General features: G+C 71.4%; 18 protein-coding genes. 6 read left to right on the top strand and 12 right to left on the bottom strand.

The window, feature by feature from the left end; all coding sequences use genetic code 11:
* Positions 1 to 8: 8 nt before the first annotated feature.
* Both E4K62_RS06945 and E4K62_RS06940 read right to left on the bottom strand, forming a co-directional pair.
* Positions 9 to 722, bottom strand: coding sequence for a lysophospholipid acyltransferase family protein (locus E4K62_RS06945; RefSeq protein WP_135065338.1), 714 nt, complete (start codon positions 720 to 722; stop codon positions 9 to 11).
* Positions 723 to 724: 2 nt separating this feature from the next.
* A complete protein-coding gene (locus E4K62_RS06940; RefSeq protein ID WP_135071061.1) occupies positions 725 to 1,660 on the bottom strand; it encodes an ROK family glucokinase in 936 nt (311 codons plus the stop codon).
* Between the two features lie 132 nt (positions 1,661 to 1,792).
* Between E4K62_RS06940 and E4K62_RS06935 the strand changes: the two genes are divergently transcribed.
* Entirely contained in the window at positions 1,793 to 3,619 is a 1,827-nt protein-coding gene (locus tag E4K62_RS06935) for an AMP-dependent synthetase/ligase (RefSeq protein ID WP_135065335.1), read from the top strand.
* A gap of 24 nt (positions 3,620 to 3,643) precedes the next feature.
* On the opposite strand, the gene E4K62_RS06930 is transcribed toward E4K62_RS06935, so the two are convergent.
* The 3 genes from E4K62_RS06930 to E4K62_RS06920 are packed head-to-tail and all read right to left on the bottom strand — an operon-like array spanning position 3,644 to position 9,256.
* Entirely contained in the window at positions 3,644 to 4,135 is a 492-nt protein-coding gene (locus E4K62_RS06930; RefSeq protein WP_135065332.1) for a peptide deformylase, read from the bottom strand.
* A 4-nt stretch (positions 4,136 to 4,139) separates the two neighbouring features.
* Positions 4,140 to 5,801 (bottom strand): MinD/ParA family ATP-binding protein, encoded by a 1,662-nt coding sequence (locus tag E4K62_RS06925; RefSeq protein WP_240742848.1) that lies wholly within the window; start codon positions 5,799 to 5,801, stop codon positions 4,140 to 4,142.
* A gap of 47 nt (positions 5,802 to 5,848) precedes the next feature.
* The gene (locus tag E4K62_RS06920; RefSeq protein WP_135065329.1) at positions 5,849 to 9,256 is read right to left on the bottom strand and encodes a pyruvate carboxylase; all 3,408 of its coding nucleotides are present in this window, start codon (positions 9,254 to 9,256) and stop codon (positions 5,849 to 5,851) included.
* 64 nt (positions 9,257 to 9,320) lie between these two features.
* Here E4K62_RS06920 and E4K62_RS06915 point away from each other — a divergent pair, with 64 nt between their 5' ends.
* The gene (locus E4K62_RS06915) at positions 9,321 to 10,133 is read left to right on the top strand and encodes a ParA family protein (protein ID WP_135065326.1); all 813 of its coding nucleotides are present in this window, start codon (positions 9,321 to 9,323) and stop codon (positions 10,131 to 10,133) included.
* A 144-nt stretch (positions 10,134 to 10,277) separates the two neighbouring features.
* On the opposite strand, the gene E4K62_RS06910 is transcribed toward E4K62_RS06915, so the two are convergent.
* The 3 genes from E4K62_RS06910 to E4K62_RS06900 all read right to left on the bottom strand — a co-directional run bounded on the left by E4K62_RS06910 (position 10,278) and on the right by E4K62_RS06900 (position 12,107).
* Positions 10,278 to 10,823, bottom strand: a complete 546-nt coding sequence (locus E4K62_RS06910; protein ID WP_135065323.1) for a MerR family transcriptional regulator — start codon at positions 10,821 to 10,823, stop codon at positions 10,278 to 10,280.
* Positions 10,824 to 10,920: 97 nt separating this feature from the next.
* Positions 10,921 to 11,607 carry a transcriptional regulator FtsR gene (gene ftsR, locus E4K62_RS06905; RefSeq protein ID WP_135065320.1) on the bottom strand — a complete coding sequence of 229 codons (687 nt, stop codon included), beginning with the start codon at positions 11,605 to 11,607 and terminating at the stop codon, positions 10,921 to 10,923.
* On the bottom strand, positions 11,607 to 12,107 hold the full coding sequence (locus tag E4K62_RS06900) for an FHA domain-containing protein (protein ID WP_135065317.1): 501 nt from the start codon (positions 12,105 to 12,107) through the stop codon (positions 11,607 to 11,609). The genes ftsR and E4K62_RS06900 overlap by 1 nt, the downstream gene beginning before the upstream one ends.
* Positions 12,108 to 12,360: 253 nt before the next feature.
* Here E4K62_RS06900 and E4K62_RS06895 point away from each other — a divergent pair, with 253 nt between their 5' ends.
* Positions 12,361 to 12,999, top strand: coding sequence for a copper resistance CopC family protein (locus E4K62_RS06895; RefSeq protein ID WP_135065313.1), 639 nt, complete (start codon positions 12,361 to 12,363; stop codon positions 12,997 to 12,999).
* Between the two features lie 10 nt (positions 13,000 to 13,009).
* On the top strand, positions 13,010 to 14,407 hold the full coding sequence (gene lpdA / locus E4K62_RS06890; RefSeq protein WP_135065310.1) for a dihydrolipoyl dehydrogenase: 1,398 nt from the start codon (positions 13,010 to 13,012) through the stop codon (positions 14,405 to 14,407).
* Positions 14,408 to 14,482: 75 nt separating this feature from the next.
* On the opposite strand, the gene E4K62_RS06885 is transcribed toward lpdA, so the two are convergent.
* On the bottom strand, positions 14,483 to 15,115 hold the full coding sequence (locus E4K62_RS06885) for a CYTH domain-containing protein (protein ID WP_135065307.1): 633 nt from the start codon (positions 15,113 to 15,115) through the stop codon (positions 14,483 to 14,485).
* Positions 15,112 to 15,339, bottom strand: a complete 228-nt coding sequence (locus tag E4K62_RS06880; protein WP_135065304.1) for a response regulator — start codon at positions 15,337 to 15,339, stop codon at positions 15,112 to 15,114. The genes E4K62_RS06885 and E4K62_RS06880 overlap by 4 nt, the downstream gene beginning before the upstream one ends.
* Before the next feature lie 65 nt (positions 15,340 to 15,404).
* Between E4K62_RS06880 and glgP the strand changes: the two genes are divergently transcribed.
* Together glgP and E4K62_RS06870 are read left to right on the top strand one after the other, a co-directional pair.
* The gene (gene glgP / locus E4K62_RS06875; RefSeq protein WP_135065301.1) at positions 15,405 to 17,948 is read left to right on the top strand and encodes an alpha-glucan family phosphorylase; all 2,544 of its coding nucleotides are present in this window, start codon (positions 15,405 to 15,407) and stop codon (positions 17,946 to 17,948) included.
* Entirely contained in the window at positions 17,945 to 18,682 is a 738-nt protein-coding gene (locus tag E4K62_RS06870) for a glutamine amidotransferase (protein WP_135065298.1), read from the top strand. The genes glgP and E4K62_RS06870 overlap by 4 nt, the downstream gene beginning before the upstream one ends.
* Here E4K62_RS06870 and E4K62_RS06865 read toward each other — a convergent pair.
* Both E4K62_RS06865 and E4K62_RS06860 read right to left on the bottom strand, forming a co-directional pair.
* A complete protein-coding gene (locus tag E4K62_RS06865; RefSeq protein ID WP_135065295.1) occupies positions 18,670 to 19,383 on the bottom strand; it encodes an NAD(P)H-hydrate epimerase in 714 nt (237 codons plus the stop codon). The two genes, E4K62_RS06870 and E4K62_RS06865, sit on opposite strands and share 13 nt — an antisense overlap.
* The gene (locus E4K62_RS06860) at positions 19,376 to 20,371 is read right to left on the bottom strand and encodes a YihY/virulence factor BrkB family protein (protein ID WP_187270363.1); all 996 of its coding nucleotides are present in this window, start codon (positions 20,369 to 20,371) and stop codon (positions 19,376 to 19,378) included. Before E4K62_RS06860 ends, E4K62_RS06865 begins: the two co-directional genes overlap by 8 nt.
* Between the last annotated feature and the right edge of the window lie 5 nt (positions 20,372 to 20,376).

The raw sequence follows: 20,376 nt of genomic DNA, 5'->3' as shown, positions 1-20,376 counted from the left end.
CTCGAAGTCTATCGCCGCGCCGCAGCCCCGGATCGCGCGCGGTCGGCGAGGATGCGGTCCTTCACGGTGGAGGCGTAGACGTCCTCGTACTCCTGCTCGCCGAGCCGCTGGAGGGCGAGGGTGATCTCGTCGGTGACCGAGCGGAGGATGTACCGGTCGCTCTCCATGCCGGCGAAACGGGAGAAATCCAGCGGCTCGCCGATCACGATGCCCACGCGCCCGATCCGCGGGATGCGCTTGCCGATCGGCTGGATGGTGTCGGTGTCGACCATGACGACCGGCACCACCGGCACGTGGGCTTCCAACGCCATCCGCGCGATGCCCGTACGGCCGCGGTAGAGCTTCCCGTCGGGGCTGCGCGTGCCTTCGGGGTAGATGCCGAGGAGTTCGCCCCGGCCGAGGACCCGGAGTCCGGTGTTGAGGGATGCTTCCGATGCCTTGCCGCCGGTGCGGTCGATCGGGATCTGACCCGTGGCGCTGAGGAAGGCGCGCGTGGCCCATCCCTTCAGTCCCTTGCCGGTGAAGTAGTCGCTCTTGGCGAGGAAGGCCATTCGCCGGTCGATCATGAGCGGCAGGAACACCGAGTCGGCGAATGACAAGTGGTTGCTCGCGAGGATCGCCGCGCCCTCGGTCGGGATGTTGCGGCGGCCGATGATCCACGGGCGGAAGATGGCCTTGAGGACCGGTCCGATCACGACGTACTTCATCAGCCAGTAGAACATCGTCAGCGACCCCTGCCCGCCAGGTCGGCGACGCCGATGAGTCCGGCGTCGTTGCCGAGCCGCGCGAGGGCGAACTCGGCCATCGGGCGGTCTCCGCCGCCGGGCAGCGAGGCCGCGTAGGCGGCGCGCACGGACTCGAGGACGACGTCGCCCAGTTGGGCCACTCCCCCACCGATGACGAAGACTTCGGGATCCAGGACCGCCTGGAATCCCCCGCACGCCTCCCCCAGCGCGCTCGCGACGCGACGCAGCGCCTCGAGGGCGCCAGGATCACCGGCCTGCACGAGATGGGAGATGTCGGTGCCGTGGATCGTGCCGTCGGCGTCGCGCACGTCGGCCAGGGCCTGACCGATCCCACCGCGGGCGGCGATCTCCGCGGCTTCGCGCTGCAGCGCCCGGCCGGAGGCGTACTGCTCGAGGCACCCCTTCTGCCCGCAGCCGCACAGCAGGCCGTCGCGGAGAAAGCGGACGTGCCCGAGCTCGCCACCGGAGCCGAATCCGCCGCGGTACAGCGCCCCGTCGGAGACGACGGCACCGCCCACGCCGGTTCCCATCGTGAGCATCACCATGTGCGAGCGGCCGCGGCCGGCGCCGAACCGGAATTCGCCCCATCCGGCCGCGTTGGCGTCGTTCTCGATCGACACCGGGGCCTGCAGCCGCGACTCCAGCACGGCGCGCAGCGGCTCGTTGCGCCACGCGATGTTGGGGGCGTGGATCACGGTGGAGCGGTCGCGGTCGATGAACCCGGCCGCCGCCACCCCGATCGCGGTGACGTCGTGACGCGAACGCAGCTCCTCGGCCATCGCGACGACGGCGTCCACCAGTGCGGGCACCTCCACGGGGGTGTCCACGCGGCGCTTGTCGAGGATGCCGCCGGCGGCATCGACGACTCCGCCGGCGATCTTGGTCCCGCCGATGTCGATTCCGACGTTGAGCACCGCGCTCCCTTCCGGCCGACGACGCGACGACGGCGCCTGCGAGTCTAGTCGCGCCTGCTCGGGGCCCACCTCGGCGTCCGGATACACTCGATCCATCCGAAACATGTGCTTTCCGGTACCGAAGGAGCTGCCGTGACCGAATTCGTTGTCCCGCCGATCGTGCCCGCCGATCCGTCCGCCAACATCTCAGACCTGCTCGCCGAACGCGTCGCCGCGACGCCCGAGCGCGCCCTGTTCGCCGTCCCCGACGGGCCGGGGTGGCGGGAGGTGTCGGCCGTCGAGTTCCAGCGGCAGGTCATCGCTCTGGCCAAGGGCTTCGCCGCCTCGGGCATCCAGCCCGGCGACAAGGTCGCCTTCCTCGCGCGCACCACGTACGACTGGACGCTCGTGGACTTCGCGCTGTTCTACGCCGGGGCCGTCATGGTGCCGGTGTACGAGACGAGCTCGCCCGCCCAGATCCAGTGGATCCTCTCCGACTCCGGTGCCATCGCCGTCATCGTGGAGTCACCGGATCACTCCGCGCGCCTGGACGAGGTCCGCGCCGACCTCCCGCTCCTGCGCGAGGTGTGGGGCATGCACCTGGGCGACCTGGACAAGCTGGTCACCGCGGGCGCCTCGGTGGAGGATGCCGAGATCGAACGCCGTCGCGCCATCGCCAACGGTGACGACATCGCCACCCTCATCTACACCTCCGGCTCCACGGGTCGCCCGAAGGGCTGCGTGCTCACGCACAGCAACTTCGTCGAGCTCTCCCGCAACTCCGCCAAGGCGCTGCACGAGGTCGTGGAGGCGCCGGGGGCGTCCACGCTGCTGTTCATCACCACCGCGCACGTGTTCGCGCGTTTCATCTCGATCCTCAGCATCCACGCGGGGGTGAAGGTCGGGCACCAGCCCGACACGCGTCAGCTGCTGCCGGCGCTGGGGTCGTTCAAACCGACGTTCCTGCTCGCGGTGCCGCGCGTGTTCGAGAAGGTGTACAACTCCGCCGAGCAGAAGGCCGAAGCCGGCGGCAAGGGCAAGATCTTCCGCGCCGCCGCCGCGGCCGCGATCGAGCACTCCAAGCTCCTGCAGGACGGCAAGAAGGTCCCGCTGGGCCTGAAGGTCAAGTTCGCGCTGTTCGACCGCCTCGTCTACTCCAAGCTCCGCACCGCCATGGGCGGCCGCGTGCAGTTCGCGGTGTCGGGGTCGGCGCCGCTGGGCGAGCGCCTCGGACACTTCTTCCACAGCCTGGGCGTGGTGATCCTGGAGGGCTACGGCCTCACCGAGACCACGGCGCCGGCGACGGTGAACCTCGCGACCAAGTCCAAGATCGGCACGGTGGGTCCGGCGCTGCCGGGCGTGGGCGTGCGCCTGGCCGAGGACGGCGAGATCGAGGTGCGCGGGGTCAACGTGTTCAAGGAGTACTGGCGCAATCCAGAGGCCACCGCCGCGGCGTTCGACGGCGACTGGTTCAAGACCGGTGACCTGGGCTCCTTCGACTCCGACGGCTTCCTCACCATCACGGGGCGCAAGAAGGAGATCATCGTCACCGCCGGCGGCAAGAACGTCGCCCCCGCGGCGCTGGAGGATCCCATCCGCGCGAACCCCATCATCGGGCAGGTCGTGGTCGTGGGCGACCAGAAGCCGTTCATCTCCGCACTCATCACGCTGGATTCGGAGATGCTGCCCACGTGGCTGGCGAACAACGGCCTGGCCGCCGACATGCCGCTGGCCCAGGCGGCGCAGCACGAGGTCGTCCACCTCGAGGTGCAGCGCGCGATCGACGGCGCCAATGCGCACGTGTCGCGGGCGGAGTCGATCCGCAAGTTCACGATCCTGCCGGTGGAGTGGACCGAGGCGAGCGGACACCTGACCCCGAAGCTCAGCATCAAGCGCACGGTCATCCTGAGCGACTTCGCCGAGCACGTCGAGGAGATCTACAGCGCACCGGTCAACACGACCAACGTCTCGCTGCCGTAAGACGCGATCCGCCGGGGCTCCTGGTCAGAACCAGGAGCTCTCGCGGATCTCCTTCATCGCCTCCCGGCGGGCGTCGGCGGGCAGCCGCTGCAGGAAGAGCTTCCCGTCGAGGTGGTCGGTCTCGTGCTGCAGGGCCTGCGCCATGAGGCCCTCCCCCTCCAGCACCAGCTCGTTGCCGTCCAGGTCGATGCCGACGACCTTCGCGTAGGGGTGACGCAGTGCGTCGTGCCATACGCCGGGGATGGAGAGGCAGCCTTCGCCGGTGGGCACGGGGTCACCGGCGGTCTCCACGAGCACCGGGTTGAGGATGTAGCCGATGTCGCCGTCGATGTTGTAGCTGAAGGCGCGCAGCCCCACGCCGATCTGCGGCGCCGCGACACCGGCGCGGCCGGGGGGCTCGACGGTGTCGAGCAGGTCGCGCACGAGGGCGCGCACGCCGTCGTCGATGTCGGTGATCGGTGCGCTGACGGCGCGGAGAACGGGGTCGCCGAAGAGGCGGATGCTGCGGACGGTCACAGCGTCACGCGGCCGGAGCCATCGACCGCAGGCCTTCGACGACCGCGGCGGCCAGCTGGCGCGCCGCCTGCCGCGTGGCCGGCTGCAGGTCGCGGAAGGTGATCTCGCTGCCCGCTCCGATGAGCGGGTCGTACGGCATGCGCACGACCGAGCGCACGCGCGTGCGGAAGTGCGTCTCCAGTTCCCGCTCGCTCACCAGCGGCGTGCCGGGGCGGCCGTTGTTGAGCACGACCACGGCGTTGCGCACCTGATCGGCGTACCCGTTCGTCTCCAGCCACGTCAGGGTCTCGGACGCCAGCCGCGCTTCGTCGACGCTGAGCCCTGCCACGATCACGAGCTCGTCGGCCATCTCCAGGGTCGCCCCCATGACGGAGTGGACGATGCCGGTACCGGTGTCGGTGAGGACGATGGAGTAGTAGTGCGCGGCGACGGCGGCGACGTCGTGGTAGTCGCGGTCGCTGAAGGCCTCCGACACGCGCGGGTCGGAGTCCGAGGCCAGCACGTCCAGGCGCGTCTCGTCGCGCGCCACGATCGTGGAGATGTCGTTGAAGCCGGTGACCTCGCCGCGCACGCGCGCGAGGTCGCGGACGGTGCGGCCGCCCACGCGGCCGATCCGGTCGGCGAGCGTGCCACGGTCGGGGTTCGCGTCGATCGCGATGATGCGGTCATCCCGCGCGGAGGCCAGCGCCATCCCGAGCAGCGTCGTGATCGTGGTCTTGCCCACGCCGCCCTTGCGCGAGAGCACTGGCACGAACCGCGCGCCGCCGGGAAGGGGTGCGGCGATCCGGACGTCGAGCTGCTTGCGCTCGCGGGCCTTGCGGCTGTCGCCGAGGTTGATGCGGTGCCGTGAGAGCGAGTAGACGATCTGCTGCCACAGCCCCTCCGGCTCGGCACCGCTGAGCTGTCCCCGGTCCAGAAGGCGGTCGGCCGTCAGCAGGTCGGAGGTCTCGCGGTTCGGCTCGAACTCGCCGAGGCGCTTGGAGGTCAGCGCGATCTCCGGCTGGGGCGGGTGCACCCGCTCGACGGCGTGCGCGCGGTCGAGGCGCGCGTGCTCGTCGGCGTGGTGCGCGGCGCGCCGCGTGGTCGGGATGGCGCCGGTGAGCGGCACGGGGTCGCCGACCGGAACGGATCGGCGCGTGGATGCCGCGGGCTGCGTGGATACGGCAGCGGCCACCGTCTCGGGTTCGGGCGCGGTCTCCTCCCCCGCCGGCGGCGCGTCGGCCGCATCCGCGGGGGCGTCCTGGGCGACCGGAGCGTCGGAGGCGACGGTGCCCGTGGCGACGGTGTCATCGGAGGCGGTGTCCTCGGAGGCGGTGTCCGCGGCGACCGTGTCATGAGAGGCGGTCTCGTCGGCGACAGTGGCGGCGGGAGCGTCGTCGTGGACTTCCTCCGCGTCGTGGATGTCGTCCGAGCGCCACGCGGCGGCGTCGCCCTCCGGCGCGTGCTCGAGGATGATGTCGCCGGTGGGGATGTGCTCGATGGAGATGTCGTCGACGACCTCGTCCTCGGCGAACTCGTCGTCATCCGCGTTCGGAAGCGTCACGCGCACCTGCGCGGTCGCGGCCCCGAGGATGCCGATGCCGGCGGTGTCGACGCTCCCGGCGTCGGTGAGCATGCCGTGTTCGGGCTGCTCCTCAGGGGTCTCATCGAGTCGGTCGGGGGTCACAGCAGGTCTCCAAACGGGATCAGGGCGCGCGCACCCATCCCCCCAGGCTACTGCGCGGGGCGGATGACGACCAAAAGGTCCCCTGCGTCCACCTGCTGCGTGCTGCCCACCACGAGCCGCTCCACGACGCCGTCGACGGGGCTGGTGATCGCCGCCTCCATCTTCATCGCCTCGATCGAGGCGACCGCCTGACCGGCCGCGACGGTGTCGCCGACGGCGGTCTTCAGGGTCACGACACCCGAGAAGGGGGCCGCGACCTGACCGGGCTTGGAGGTGTCGGCGCGTTCGGCCGACCGCGTCTCCACCGCGATCGAGCGGTCGCGGACGAAGACGGGCCGCAACTGGCCGTTGAGCGTGGTCATGACGGTGCGCATGCCCTTGTCGTCGGCGTCGCCGATGGCCTCGAGACCGACGAACAGCTGCACGCCCTTCTCGATCTCGACCATGTGCTCGGAGCCGGGCACGAGCCCGTACAGGTAGTCGGCGGTGTCCAGGACGCTGAGGTCGCCGTAGGTCTCCCGCACCTCCGTGAAGGTGCGCGTCGGCCCGGGGAACAGCAGGGTGTTCAGGCGCTCGCGGCGCTGGACCGACGTGCCGGCCAGGTGCACCGCATCCTCGTCGGTCAACGGCGTCACGCCGATCTTCACGTCGCGCCCGGCGAGCACCTTGGTGCGGAACGGCTCGGGCCATCCGCCCGGGAGATCGCCCAGCTCGCCGGCCATGAAGCCGACCACGGAGTCGGGCACGTCGTACTTCTCCGGGTTCGCGGCGAAGTCGGCCGGGTCGGCCTTGACCGCCGCGAGGTGCAGCGCGAGGTCGCCGACGACCTTGGACGACGGGGTCACCTTGGGCACGCGGCCGAGGATGTCGTTGGCGGCGGCGTACATCTCCTCGATGAGCTCGAAGTCCTCCGACAGGCCCAGCGCGATGGCCTGCTGGCGCAGGTTCGACAGCTGGCCGCCGGGGATCTCGTGCCGGTACACGCGTCCCGTGGGGCCCGGGAGCCCCGACTCGAACGGGCGGTACAGGTGGCGGACGGCCTCCCAGTACGGCTCGAGGTCGGACACCGCCTGCAGGTCCAGTCCGGTGTCGCGCTCGGTGTGGGCCAGGGCTGCCACGAGGGCAGACAGCGAGGGCTGGCTCGTGGTGCCCGCCATCGGCGCGGACGCCGCGTCCACCGCATCCGCACCGGCCGCCGACGCGGCCAGCAGAGTCGCGAGCTGTCCGCCGGCGGTGTCGTGCGTGTGCACGTGCACGGGGAGGTCGAACTGCTCGCGCAGCGCCGACACCAGGCGCGCGGCCGCCGCGGGACGCAGGAGCCCCGCCATGTCCTTGATCGCCAGGACGTGCGCGCCGGCGTCGACGATCTGCTCGGCCAGGCGCAGGTAGTAATCCAGCGTGTAGAGGTTCTCGGCCGGATCCAGCAGGTCGCCGGTGTAGCACACGGCCACCTCGGCCACCGAGCGGCCCGTCGCCAGCACCGCATCGATCGCGGGGCGCATCTGCGCGACGTCGTTGAGCGCGTCGAAGATGCGGAAGATGTCGATGCCGCTGTCGGATGCCTCGGCCACGAACGCGTCGGTCACCTCGGTCGGGTACGGCGTGTAACCGACCGTGTTGCGCCCGCGCAGGAGCATCTGCACCGCCACGTTGGGCAGCGCGCTGCGCAGGGCGTCCAGTCGCTCCCACGGGTCCTCGCCGAGGAAGCGCAGCGCGACGTCGTACGTGGCACCGCCCCACGCCTCCACCGAGAGCAGCTGAGGCGTCAGGCGCGCGACGTACGGCGCGACGATCGCGAGGTCCTTGGTGCGCACGCGCGTGGCCAGCAGCGACTGGTGGGCGTCGCGGAACGTCGTCTCCGTCACCGCGAGGGCGTTCTGCTCGCGCAGTGCGCGGGCGAAGCCCTCCGGGCCGAGCTGCTCCAGTCGCTGGCGCGATCCCGCGGGCGCGGGGGTCAGCACATCGAGCGCGGGCAGCTTCAGCTTCGGGTTCACCGAGACGGGGTTCTCCCCGTGCGGACGGTTCACCGTCGCATCCACGAGCCAGTTGAGGATCTTCGAGCCGCGGTCCTTGGACTCCCGGCCGCGCAGCAGCTCGGGGCGCTCGTCGATGAACGACGTGCTGACATCGCCGGCGAGGAAGGCGGGGTCATCCAGCACCGCCTGCAGGAACGGGATGTTGGTGGACACCCCGCGGATGCGGAATTCCGCGAGCGAGCGCCGCGCACGGGCGACGGCGGCGGGGAAGTCGCGCCCGCGGCACGTGAGCTTGGCCAGCATCGAGTCGAAGTGCGGGCTGATCTGCGCGCCCGCGGCCGTCGTGCCGCCGTCCAGGCGGACGCCTGCGCCGCCGGGCGAGCGGTAGGTGGTGATCTTCCCGGTGTCGGGGCGGAAGCCCTGCGCCGGGTCCTCCGTCGTGATGCGGCACTGCAGGGCGGCGCCGCGCAGGCGGATGTCGTCCTGCGCGAGGTGCAGCTCGTCAAGGGTCTGCCCCGCCGCGATGCGCATCTGCGACTGCACGAGGTCGACGTCGGTGACCTCTTCGGTCACGGTGTGCTCGACCTGGATGCGGGGGTTCATCTCGATGAAGACCACCTCGCCGGTGCGCGGTCCCGCCGTCTCCAGGAGGAACTCCACGGTGCCGGCGTTCTGGTAGCCGATCGACTGCGCGAAAGCGATGGCGTACCGGTGCAGCGCGTCGCGCACGTCGTCGGAGAGGTTGGGGGCCGGCGCGATCTCGATGACCTTCTGGTGCCGGCGCTGCACGGAGCAGTCGCGCTCGAACAGGTGGACGGTGTGCCCGGCCTGATCGGCGAGGATCTGCACCTCCACGTGACGCGGGCGCTGCACGGCCTGCTCGAGGAACATCCGGGGGTCGCCGAACGCGCTCTGCGCCTCGCGCATCGCCTCGGCCAGCGCGGGTGCCAGCTCGCCGGCGGAGTCCACCCGGCGCATGCCGCGCCCGCCGCCGCCGGCGACGGCCTTGGCGAACAGCGGGAACCCGATGTCCTCGCCCTGCGCCACGAGCGCGTCGATGTCGTCGGATGCTTCGGTGGAGCGCAGGACCGGGACGCCCGCGGCGACCGCGTGCTCCTTGGCCGTGACCTTGTTGCCGGCCATCTCCAGCACTGCGGCGGGCGGACCGATGAAGGCGATGCCGTTGGCGGCGGCCTTCTCGGCCAGCTCCGGGTTCTCGGAGAGGAAGCCGTAGCCGGGGTAGATCGCGTCGGCTCCGCTCTCGCGTGCGACGCGGATGATCTCGTCGACGTTCAGGTAGGCGCGCACGGGATGCCCGCGCTCGCCGATCTGGTACGCCTCATCCGCTTTCAGGCGGTGAAGGGAGAACCGATCCTCGTAGGGGTACACCGCAACGGTGCGGGCTCCCACCTCGTAGGCGGCTCGAAAAGCACGGATGGCGATCTCGCCGCGATTGGCGACCAGGATCTTTCGGAACATGCACACCTCACATGGCGGCCGGTTGAGTGTGCACTCAGCCTAGGGGACGGTAACGTAGACCCTTGTGCACGTACTCTCCGTCAGCTCGCTCAAGGGCGGCGTCGGCAAGACCACCGTCACGCTCGGTCTGGCCTCCGCGGCCTTCGCCCGCGGCGTGCGCACCCTCGTCGTCGACCTCGACCCTCAATCCGACGTGTCCACGGGCATGGACATCCAGGTGGCGGGCCGGCTGAACATCGCCGATGTCCTCGCCAATCCGCGCGAGAAGGTCGTGCGTCAGGCGATCACGACGAGCGGGTGGGCCAAGGTGCACCCCGGCACGATCGACGTGCTGATCGGCAGTCCGTCCGCGATCAACTTCGACGGCCCGCATCCGAGCGTCCGTGACGTGTGGAAGCTCGAAGAGGCGCTCGCCACCATCGAGGCCGACTACGACCTCGTGCTGATCGACTGCGCGCCGTCGCTGAATGCACTCACGCGCACCGCGTGGGCCGCGAGCGACCGCGTCATCGTCGTGACCGAGCCCGGCCTGTTCTCCGTCGCCGCCGCCGACCGTGCGCTGCGGGCGATCGAGGAGATCCGTCGCGGTCTCTCCCCCCGCCTTCAGCCCCTCGGCGTCGTGGTCAACCGCGTGCGCCCGCAGTCGATCGAGCACCAGTTCCGTATCAAGGAGCTGCGCGACATGTTCGGCCCGCTGGTGCTGAACCCGCAGCTGCCCGAGCGCACGTCGCTGCAGCAGGCCCAGGGCGCGGCCAAGCCGCTGCACGTGTGGCCGGGCGATTCCGCACAGGAGCTCGCCGCCGACTTCGACGCACTGCTGGACCGCGTCATGCGCACCGGCCGCATCCCGATCCCCGGCGACGTCGCCAGCGTCTGACCCGCCGCCGGCCCGCATCCCGAAATCAGGCGATTCGCCCGGATCAGGATGGAAACAGGCGGAATCGGCCTGATTTCGGCGATCTTCCTGATCTCGGGCGCGCACGATCGACCGCACGAGGCGGGCGGATGCGGCGGAGGAGCGTTACGCGGTGCGCTTCGCGCGGTGGGCTGCGAGTTCGTCGACCGGGTCCGGCGCGGTCGCGTCGAACTCCACGAGCGTCGACTCGACTTCCCGCAGCACCTTGCCCACGGCGATGCCGAACACGCCCTGGCCGCGGCTGACGAGGTCGATGACCTCGTCGTTGGACGTGCACAGGTACACCGATGCGCCGTCGCTCATGAGCGTCGTGCCGGCGAGGTCGCGGATGCCGGCGGCGCGGAGCTGGTCCACGGCGGTGCGGATCTGCTGGAGCGAGATTCCGGTGTCCAGCAGGCGTTTGACGAGCTTGAGGACGAGGATGTCGCGGAAGCCGTAGAGCCGCTGCGAGCCGGAGCCGGAGGCGCCGCGCACGGTCGGTTCGACCAGTTCGGTGCGCGCCCAGTAGTCCAGCTGGCGGTAGGTGATGCCGGCCGCACGAGCGGCGACGGCACCGCGGTACCCGACTTCGTCGTCCATCTCCGGCAGACCGTCGGTGAACAGGAGGTCCGAGACGAACCGAGGTTCGCCGACTGCTTTTCCAGCGGTCATGCCAGGAACCTCCTCGGGGAATCGGATACATCCACGCTAGAGGAGCGAGGGGCCTGCGGCAACGACATCCGCATCGCGGGTTCGGCGTGTCGCGCCATCACGACATGATGCGATCGATCGCGTCGCGCACGAACACCGCGCGCACGTCCTCGAGACGCTTGGCGAGCTCCGGGGCGAGCTCGCTCGCCCGCGCGCGGGACGCAGCATCCGGGCGACGCATGAGCGTCGCCAGCGCCGACTCGATGAGCGATGCCTCGCGCTCCGCGCTCTGGCGGAGGCTCCGCAGATGGCGCGGCTCGATGCCGTGGCGATCCAGCGCCACGAGCGCCCGCAGCAGCGCCAGCGTCTGATCCGTGTACGTCTCGGACGCCGTGATCATGCCGGTGCTGATCGCATCGTTGAGCAACTGCGGCGCGGCCCCCGCGGCGGCCAGCAGCTCCGCGCGGCGGTACCGGCGCGGAGCGGGCACGATGGAGGGGACGGAGCTGGGCGGCGACGGATTGCGGCCGGCGTCGAGCTCGGCGAGGTAGTCGCGGATGACGTTCAGCGGCAGGTAGTGGTCGCGCTGCAGCGTCAGCGCCAGGCGCAGCCGGTCGAGGTCGGCGGCGCAGAACTTTCGGTACCCCGACTCCGTCCGCGTGGGCGAGACGATCCCCTGCACCTCGAGGAAGCGGAGCTTGCTGGAGGTCAGCGAGGGGAATTCCGGCGTCAGCCGTGCCAGCACCTGGCCGATGCTGAGCAGCCCCGCGGACGACGAACGTCCACGGGCGGATGCGGCGGGCATCAGGCGTCGGCGGCCGGCGGGAGGTCCGCGGGCGAGACGAAGAAGGTCAGGCGGAACTTGCCGATGCGCACCTCGGCGCCGTTGGCGAGCGTCGTGCGGTCCACGCGCTCCCCGTTGACATAGGTGCCGTTGAGGGAGCGCTGGTCGACGATGTCGAAGCGCACGCCCTCGCGGATGATCTCGGCGTGCCGGCGCGAGACCGTCACGTCGTCGAAGAAGATGTCGGCCTCGGGGTGACGACCGACGGTGGTGACGTCGGTGTCGAGCAGGTAGCGGGCGCCGGCGGTGGGACCGGAGCGCACGAGCAGCAGGGCCGCTCCCGAGGGCAGCGCCCCGATCGCCTCGATCTCGGTCTCGCTCAGTTCGCTCCCGAACGGCACGAAGGACAGGTCGGCGTCGTGGCCGAAGGTCTGCGTGGTGTCGTGCGAACGGACCTCCGAAGAGCCGTTATCGGCGTCGCGCCGGATCTCGCCCGGCTCGGGTCGACGTGTTTCGTCCACGAGTCCTCCTTCCTCATCCACACTAACCGAAAGCGGCGGGCCTGATGCGGCCTCTCCCCGGGCCGACACGGCGCTGGGCCGCGCTGCGCGTCGGCGTTCGGGCGCCGGATTCCGGATCCGCCGAGCCCGGCGGGAATTCGAACCTACTGACAAGGAGTCCACCGTGTCGAGTCCGCACCTGCCTCGGCTGTCTCCCGAGCTGCCCGGACGGGCGGCCTGCGGCCCCAACGGGGCCCCGGGTAGGCTCGGAAACGTGACCCCCGACCGCTTCCGCATCCACCCGCTGACCGTCCTCGCGACGGTCCTCCTGATGGCTCTCACCGTGCTGTGGGGCGCCGCTTCGCCGGCCGCGGCGCACGATGAGCTCGTGTCCACCGACCCGCCCGCCGGAGCCGAGCTCACGGCCCTGCCCGAGGCCCTCACACTCACCTTCAGCGCGGAGCTGCTCGGCGGCGACGAGGCGAACCAGGTGCAGGTGACGGATGCCGCGGGCACGGCGCTGACCGACGGACCCGCCGTCGTGGCGGGCACGACGCTCACGCAGGCGCTCGCCGGCGACGCGAGCGGCAGCATCCAGGTGGTGTGGCGCGTTGTCTCCAGCGACGGCCACCCGATCTCCGGTGAGTTCGCCTTCACGGTGACACCGCCCGTCCCGGCGGAGACCCCGACCGCCACCCCGGAGCCCATCGAGACGGCTCAGCCCACCCCGTCCGCCGAGCCCTCCCCCGCCGCCACGCCGATCTCCGACGAGGACGCCGCGGGAGCTGCGGACCCCCTGCCGTGGATCGTCGGCGCGATCGTGCTGGTGGTCGTGATCGGCCTCGTTCTGTACCTCCTGGTCATCCGCCCGCGGCGCGCTCGCGCCGGCTCCGGCACGCGCGACGGACGATAGGCTGGGAGTCATGCCTCACTACGACGTCGTCATCCTCGGCGCGGGCCCCGGCGGTTACGTCGCGGCGATCCGCAGCGCTCAACTGGGCCTCTCTGTCGCGGTCATCGAAGAGAAGTACTGGGGCGGTGTCTGCCTCAACGTCGGCTGCATCCCCTCGAAGGCGCTGCTGCGCAACGCCGACCTGGCGCACACGTTCCACGCCAAGGCCGACCTGTTCGGCATCTCCGGCGACGTGCACTTCGACTTCGGCACCGCGTGGGATCGCAGCCGCAAGGTCGCCGACCAGCACGTCAAGGGCATCCACTACCTGATGAAGAAGAACAAGGTCACGGAGTACGACGGACGTGGCACGTTCGTCGACGCGAACTCCATCGACGTCGCCGGCGCCAACGGCTCGGTCGAGCGCGTGACCTTCGACAACGCCATCATCGCCACCGGCTCCACCGTGCGGCTGCTGCCGGGCGTGAGCCTGAGCGAGAACGTCGTGACGTACGAGGAGCAGATCCTCAACCGCGAGCTGCCGAAGTCGATGGTCATCGTCGGCGCCGGCGCGATCGGCATGGAGTTCGCGTACGTCCTGACCAACTACGGCGTCAAGGTCACCATCATCGAGTTCCTCGACCGCGCCCTCCCCAACGAGGACGCCGAGGTCTCCAAGGAGATCCAGAAGCAGTACCGCGGGTACGGCGTGGACATCCTCACCTCCACCAAGGTGGAGAAGGTGGAGGACTCCGGCGACAAGGTCACCGTCACCTACACCGGCAAGGACGGCGCGCAGGGCTCGATCGAGGCCGACCGCGTACTCATGTCGATCGGCTTCGCTCCGCGCGTGGAGGGCTTCGGTCTCGAGCACACCGGGGTCAAGCTCACCGAGCGCGGCGCCATCGGCATCGACGACCACATGCGCACCAACGTCCCGCACATCTACGCCATCGGCGACGTCACGGCCAAGCTGCAGCTGGCCCACGTGGCCGAGGCGCAGGGCGTCGTGGCCGCCGAGACGATCGGCAAGGCCGAGACGATGACCCTGGGCGACTACCGGATGATGCCGCGCGCGACCTTCTGCACGCCGCAGGTCGCCTCCTTCGGCCTGACCGAGCAGCAGGCCCGCGACGCCGGCCACGACGTCAAGGTCGCGAAGTTCCCCTTCACCGCCAACGGCAAGGCCAACGGCCTGGGCGAGCCGATCGGCTTCGTCAAGCTCATCGCCGACGCCGAGCACCTCGAGCTGCTGGGCGGGCACCTCATCGGCCCCGATGTCTCCGAGCTGCTGCCCGAGCTGACCCTCGCGCAGAAGTGGGACCTGACGGCCCTCGAGCTGGCACGCAACGTGCACACCCACCCCACGCTGTCGGAGGCGCTGCAGGAGGCGTTCCACGGCCTGTCGGGTCACATGATCAACATCTGAGGTCTCACCCGCCCGACCTGCGGCGCCGCCCCGATCGAAGCCGGGGGCGGCGCCGCAGTGTTTTCCGCTCGCCGGTCAGCGGCCGAGGGTGCGGGCGAGCTTGGAATCGGATGCGGCGGGGCGGGCGCCCACAGTCGCCACCGCGGCATCCACCGCGGCGAAGAACGCCGCCTGCCAGGCGGGATCGGCCGGGGCGGCGGGGCCGAGCTCCACCTCCCATTCGCGCCACGCCGTTTCGCGGCCGCTGCGCTCGTCGCGGGCGCGCACGCGGTCATCGACGAACTCCGCGACGAGGGCGCCGGCGGTGTCGCGGAGTGCGTACGCCGTGCGGGTGTTGCGCACGCGGGCGAGCGGGGTGAACGGCGGCTCGGCCCACTGCGCGATCGCGGCGGCGACGGCCTCGGGGACCACCGGATCCTCCGCATCCTCGTCGAGGGGCCACTGCCACTCGTGCCGTCCGTCGGGCGCCGACACCTTCACGTGCCACCCGGCGTCGGGGCCGCCGGAGCGGCGGCGCACGGCAACGCGCGCCCGCGCGAGCGCGCCGTCGGCGGTGTCGAGATAGCGCGCGTCGAGCTCGCGGACTTCCGCCTCGTCGGCGTGCGCGATGCCCGGCAGCGCCGACCAGTCCGGCAGCTCGGTGCCGTCGTCGACGTCGTACTTGCGCTCGACCTCGATCGAGCGGCGCGGTTCGGCGTCAGCCGTCACTCCAGGCGCCCGTCCTCATTGGGGTTGATGTCCTCGGTGCCCTCCACGAAACGGAACGTCGCCTCGGTGGGGCCGTCGTCCTCACCCGTGTGCGTGAAGCCGCCTTCACGGCGGTAGACCAGCTGGCCCTCGCCGTAGCCGACGATCATCGTGTCGTCGGTGTCGTCGTCGAGGGGAAGCACCTGGCCGTCCAGCGGCCCTCCGGTCAGTCGTGCGATAGCCATGCCCACAGCGTAGTCCCGGGCAGGAGCCACGGAGCCGGGGCGGGCGAGAGCCTAGACTCACTCGGATGAAGGCCCTGCGCACGTTCACCGTCCGACCCGTCCTCTCCGAGCGCCTCGCGCCGCTGGACCGGCTGGCGTCCAACTGGCGCTGGTCGTGGAGCCGCGCGACGCACGCCCTGTTCGCGTCGATGGACCCCGGCCTGTGGGCGCAGGTGGGCGAGAACCCCTCGCGGATGCTGGGAGCCCTCGGCCAGGCACGGCTGGACGAACTGGGCCGCGACGAGCAGTTCGTCGCGCGGGTGAACGAGGAGGACGAGCGCCTGCGGGCCTACCTCACCGGCGACCGCTGGTTCCAGTCGCTGCCGGGCCCCAAGCCCGCCCACATCGCGTACTTCTCCCCCGAGTTCGGCGTCGACGGCTCGCTGCCGCAGTACTCCGGGGGCCTCGGCATCCTCGCCGGCGACCACCTCAAGAGCGCCTCCGACCTGGGCGTCCCTCTCACCGGCGTCGGGCTGTTCTACCGGGCGGGCTATTTCCGTCAGTCCATCGCCGACGACGGATGGCAGCGCGAGAGCTATCCCGTGCTCGACCCGTACGGGCTCGGCCTGACTCTCCTGCGCGAGGACGACGACACCCCCGTGGAGATCACCCTCGCCGTCACCGGCGGGCGCACCCTGTCGGCGCGCGTGTGGGTCGCCGACATCGGCCGCGTCCCCCTCCTGCTGCTGGATTCGGAGACCCCCGCCAACCCGGAGGACCTCCGCCACGTCACCGACCGCCTCTACGGCGGCGGCGGCGAGCACCGCCTGCTGCAGGAGCTGCTCCTGGGCATCGGCGGCGTGCGGGCCGTGCGGGCGTGGTGCCGCATCACCGGCCGGGAAGAGCCCGACGTCTACCACACCAACGAGGGGCACGCCGGCTTCCAGGGCCTGGAGCGGATGGCGGAGCTCATCACGGGCGAAGATCTCGGGTTCGACGCCGCCCTCGCGCAGGTGCGCGCCTCGACGGTGTTCACCACGCACACGCCGGTGCCCGCCGGCATCGACCGGTTCTCCCGCGACCTCGTCGCCGAATACCTCGCGACGGACCTTCTCGCCGGCCTGGACGCCGACCGCGCCCTGGCCCTCGGTGCCGAGGACTATCCGGGAGGGGACGCCGGCGTGTTCAACATGGCCGTGCTCGGCCTGCACCTCGGGCAGCACGCCAACGGCGTCTCGCGTCTGCACGGCACCGTCAGCCGGGCGATGTTCGGGACGCTGTGGCCGGGGGTGGACACCGACGAGGTCCCGATCGGGTCGATCACCAACGGCGTGCACGCGCCGACGTGGGTGCATCCCGCTCTCAAGGCACTCAGCGAACGGGCCTTCGGCGACGCCCTCACGACCGAGCACGACTGGCGCGACCGCGACGTCGTCGGCGACGGCGAGCTGTGGGCGGTGCGCACCGCGATGAAGCAGGAGCTCATCGCCGAGGCGCGCGGGCGCCTCGCCGCCGCCGGGTCGACCGCGGGCGCGTGGGCGGGGAACGTGCTCGACCCCGACGTACTGACGATCGGCTTCGCCCGCCGCGTGCCCACGTACAAGCGGCTCACGCTCATGCTGCGCGACCCCGAACGGCTCACGCGGCTACTGACCGACCCCGAGCGCCCCGTGCAGATCGTGATCGGAGGCAAGTCGCATCCGGCCGATGACTCCGGCAAGCTGCTCATCCAGCAGCTCGTGCGCTTCAGCCGCGACCCCAAGGTGCGCGACCGCATCGTCTTCCTGCCCGACTACGACATCACCCTCGCCAAGACGCTGTACCCGGGGTGCGACGTGTGGCTGAACAACCCGCTGCGTCCCCTCGAGGCGTGCGGGACCTCGGGCATGAAGGCGGCGCTGAACGGCGCCCTGAACCTGTCGGTGCTCGACGGATGGTGGGACGAGTGGTTCGACGGACGCAACGGCTGGGCGATCCCCACCGCCGACACGGCCACGAGCGACTCCGAGCGCGATGACCTCGAAGCCGCCGCGCTGTACGACCTCATCGAGCATCAGCTGGTGCCGGCGTTCTACGACCGCGACGGCGGGATCCCGGTGGGCTGGCTCGAGCGCGTGCGCCACACCATGACGGATCTGGGCGCCAAGGCCACGAGCGACCGGATGGTGCGGGAGTACGTCGGCGCCCTCTACACGCCCGCCGCCGTCCACGCGCACGCCCTCGCCGCCGACGGCCACGCCGCCGCGATCGAGCTGGCCGCCTACATCGCACGGGTTCAGGCGGCGTGGGCCGGCGTGCGCGTGCGCAGCGTGGATGCCTCAGGGCTCGCCCAGCAGGCGAGGGCGGGCGAGCGCCTGATCGTGCGGGCTGAGGTGGAGCTCAGCGGCCTCGACCCGGCCGACGTGGCCGTGCAGCTGGTGTCGGGGCGCGCCGACGCCGACGGCGACCTCACCGGCGAACGGAGCGTGCGCGCACTGGACCCGACCGGCGCCCACGAGGGCGCGACGGTGTTCGAGACGATGCTGGACCTGGATGTCACCGGTCCCTTCGGCTACACGGTGCGCGTCGTGCCGCAGCATCCGCACCTGGTCTCGGCGGTGGAGTTCGGCCTGGTCGCCTTCGCGTCATGACCGCGCGACCTTTCGTCCTCCTCGCCACGCGCGCGGAGGACGGCCCCGCCGACGAGGAGTACGCGCTCTTCCTGCGCGCCAGCGGACTGCGCCCCGAGCAGCTGCGTCGCGTGCGCCTGGAGGCCGAGCCGATGCCCGACCTCGACCTGGACGCGGTGTCGGGCATCTTCGTGGGCGGCAGCCCGTTCAACGCCTCCGACCCCGACGAGGGCAAGTCGGCGGTGCAGCGGCGCGTGGAGGCGGAGTTCGCCGATCTGCTCGCCGAGGTCGTCGCGCGGGACGTGCCCTTCCTCGGCGCGTGCTACGGCGTGGGGACGATCGGCACGCATCTGGGGGCGAGGATCGACCGGCGGTACTCCGAGCCGATCAGCATCGTGCCGGTGACCCTCACCGACGCCGGTCTCCTCGATCCGCTGCTGGCGGGGATGCCGCGCACCTTCGACGCCTTCGTGGGGCACAAGGAGGCCATCAGCGACCTGCCGGCACCCGCCGTGCTGCTGGCGTCCTCGCCGTCGTGCCCCGTGCAGATGTTCCGCGTCGGCCACAACGTGTACGCGACCCAGTTCCACCCCGAGCTGGATGTGGACGGGATCACGACGCGCATCCACGCGTACGCCGCGCACGGCTACTTCGCCCCCGACGAACTGGATGCCACCCTCGCCGCCGTGCGCCGGGTGCGCGTGAGCGAGCCGGCGCGGATCCTGCGGACCTACGTCGCCCGCTACGCGCGCTGACGCCGCGCGACCGAGACGACCGGGATGGGGCCGGTCACCTCGGGCCGGGCGCGCGCGAGTGCGGGGCCGAGCCCGAGATCCACCAGACGCACCTCGCCGGAGAGCTCGGGCCCGCGTCCGCGCACGAGACCGGCCTTCACCGCACCGAAAGTCACGGTGATCGTCGCCGGCAGCACCACGTCGTCGGCGCCGCCGTCGTCGGGGTGCAGACCGCTGGGCAGGTCGACGGCGATGACGCTCGCCCCGCCCCCGCGCACCACGGGCAGCAGGGATTCCACGACCGCGCGGGCCACGCCACGCAGGCGCGGATCGGCGGAGACCCCGATGCCGAGGACGCCGTCGAGGATCACGGCGTACTCCCCCGCACCCTCCCGCAGCTCACCCGCGCCGCGGAGCACGGCCCCCGCCGACAGCGCCGCGGCGAGGGCCTCGCGGTGGGCCCGGTCGGAGGTCAGGACGATGTCGACGCGCTGTCGCGGCCCGGCGAGCTCGGCCGCCGCATACAGCGCGTCGCCGCCGTTGTCCCCGCCGCCCGCGAGCACGAGGAGGCTCCCCGGAGTCTGCGTCAGTCGCTCACGCACGACGTCGGCCAGGGCGGTCGCCGCCTGACGCATGAGCGGTTCGCCCGCGGCCAGCAGCGGAGCCTCCGCGGCACGCACGGCGTCGGCGCTGTAGGCGGAGCCCAGGACGTTCTCACGCATTCTCCCGCTCCTTCTCCTCTGCTTCGCGCGCGGCGGTGAGTTCGGCCGAGACCGCCTGGACCTCCTTCTCCGCACGCCGGACGCGGAACTGGGCCAAGGTGGCGGCACCGAAGCGGGCGCTCACGCGGTCCTCGTCCTCCTCCACGCCCATGACGATGTACGCGGCGGCGATGAGGATCACCTGGCTGGAGAGGTTCAGCCACAGCAGCAGCGCGATGAAGGAGGCGAAGGTGGTCAGCAGCGGGTTCGCGGCGGCGCCCCCGACGAACAGGCCGGACAGCTGCTGAAGGACCGTGAGACCGAATCCGCCGAGCATCGCACCGAGCCACAGGGTCCGCGGCCGGGCCCGGATGCCGGAGAGCAGGCGGAAGGACACTCCGACGACGAGGGTGTCCAGGACGAAGACGACGAGCGCGGAGACCAGCCAGGCCACGAATCCCAGCGCCGGCTCGCCCTCGGGGATGCCGAGCCAGCCGGTCAGGACCGACAGGCCGGCCGTGGCCAGGAAGGTCGCCGCCGCGGCGGCGGCCAGGCCGAGTCCGATGCCGATCGCCAGGAGGAGGTTCCGCAGGATCACCCAGATGAACAGGACGTCGTCGACGGCGACGCCGGCGATCGACCGCAGCGCCGAGCGCAGCGACCCGACGGCGCCGATCGCGGCACCGACGAGACCGATCGCCGAGACGATCCCGGCCACGGTCAGCCCCGTCGGGGCCCGGACCGCATCCAGGTCGATGACTCCGACCAGGCCCGGGACGGCCGCATCCAGGGCACCGACGAGGGCGTTCCATGCCTCCCGGTTGCCGGCGAGCCACAGCGCCGCGACGGAGAAACCGAGCAGCACGCCGGCGAAGAGGGCGAACAGGGTGCGGTAGGTGACCGAATCGGCCAGCATCGGCCCGCGGTGGCGGCTGTACAGCAGGAAGGCGCGCACGGGACGGCGGGCCAGCGCCCAGGCGGTGAGGCGGGACACGACCGTACTCGACATGTCGC

It is taken from the genome of Microbacterium wangchenii, from assembly GCF_004564355.1.
In the GTDB taxonomy this organism is placed as follows: domain Bacteria; phylum Actinomycetota; class Actinomycetes; order Actinomycetales; family Microbacteriaceae; genus Microbacterium; species Microbacterium wangchenii.
Note: the sequence above shows the minus strand (reverse complement) of the source record. Positions and strands in the feature narration are given on the sequence as shown.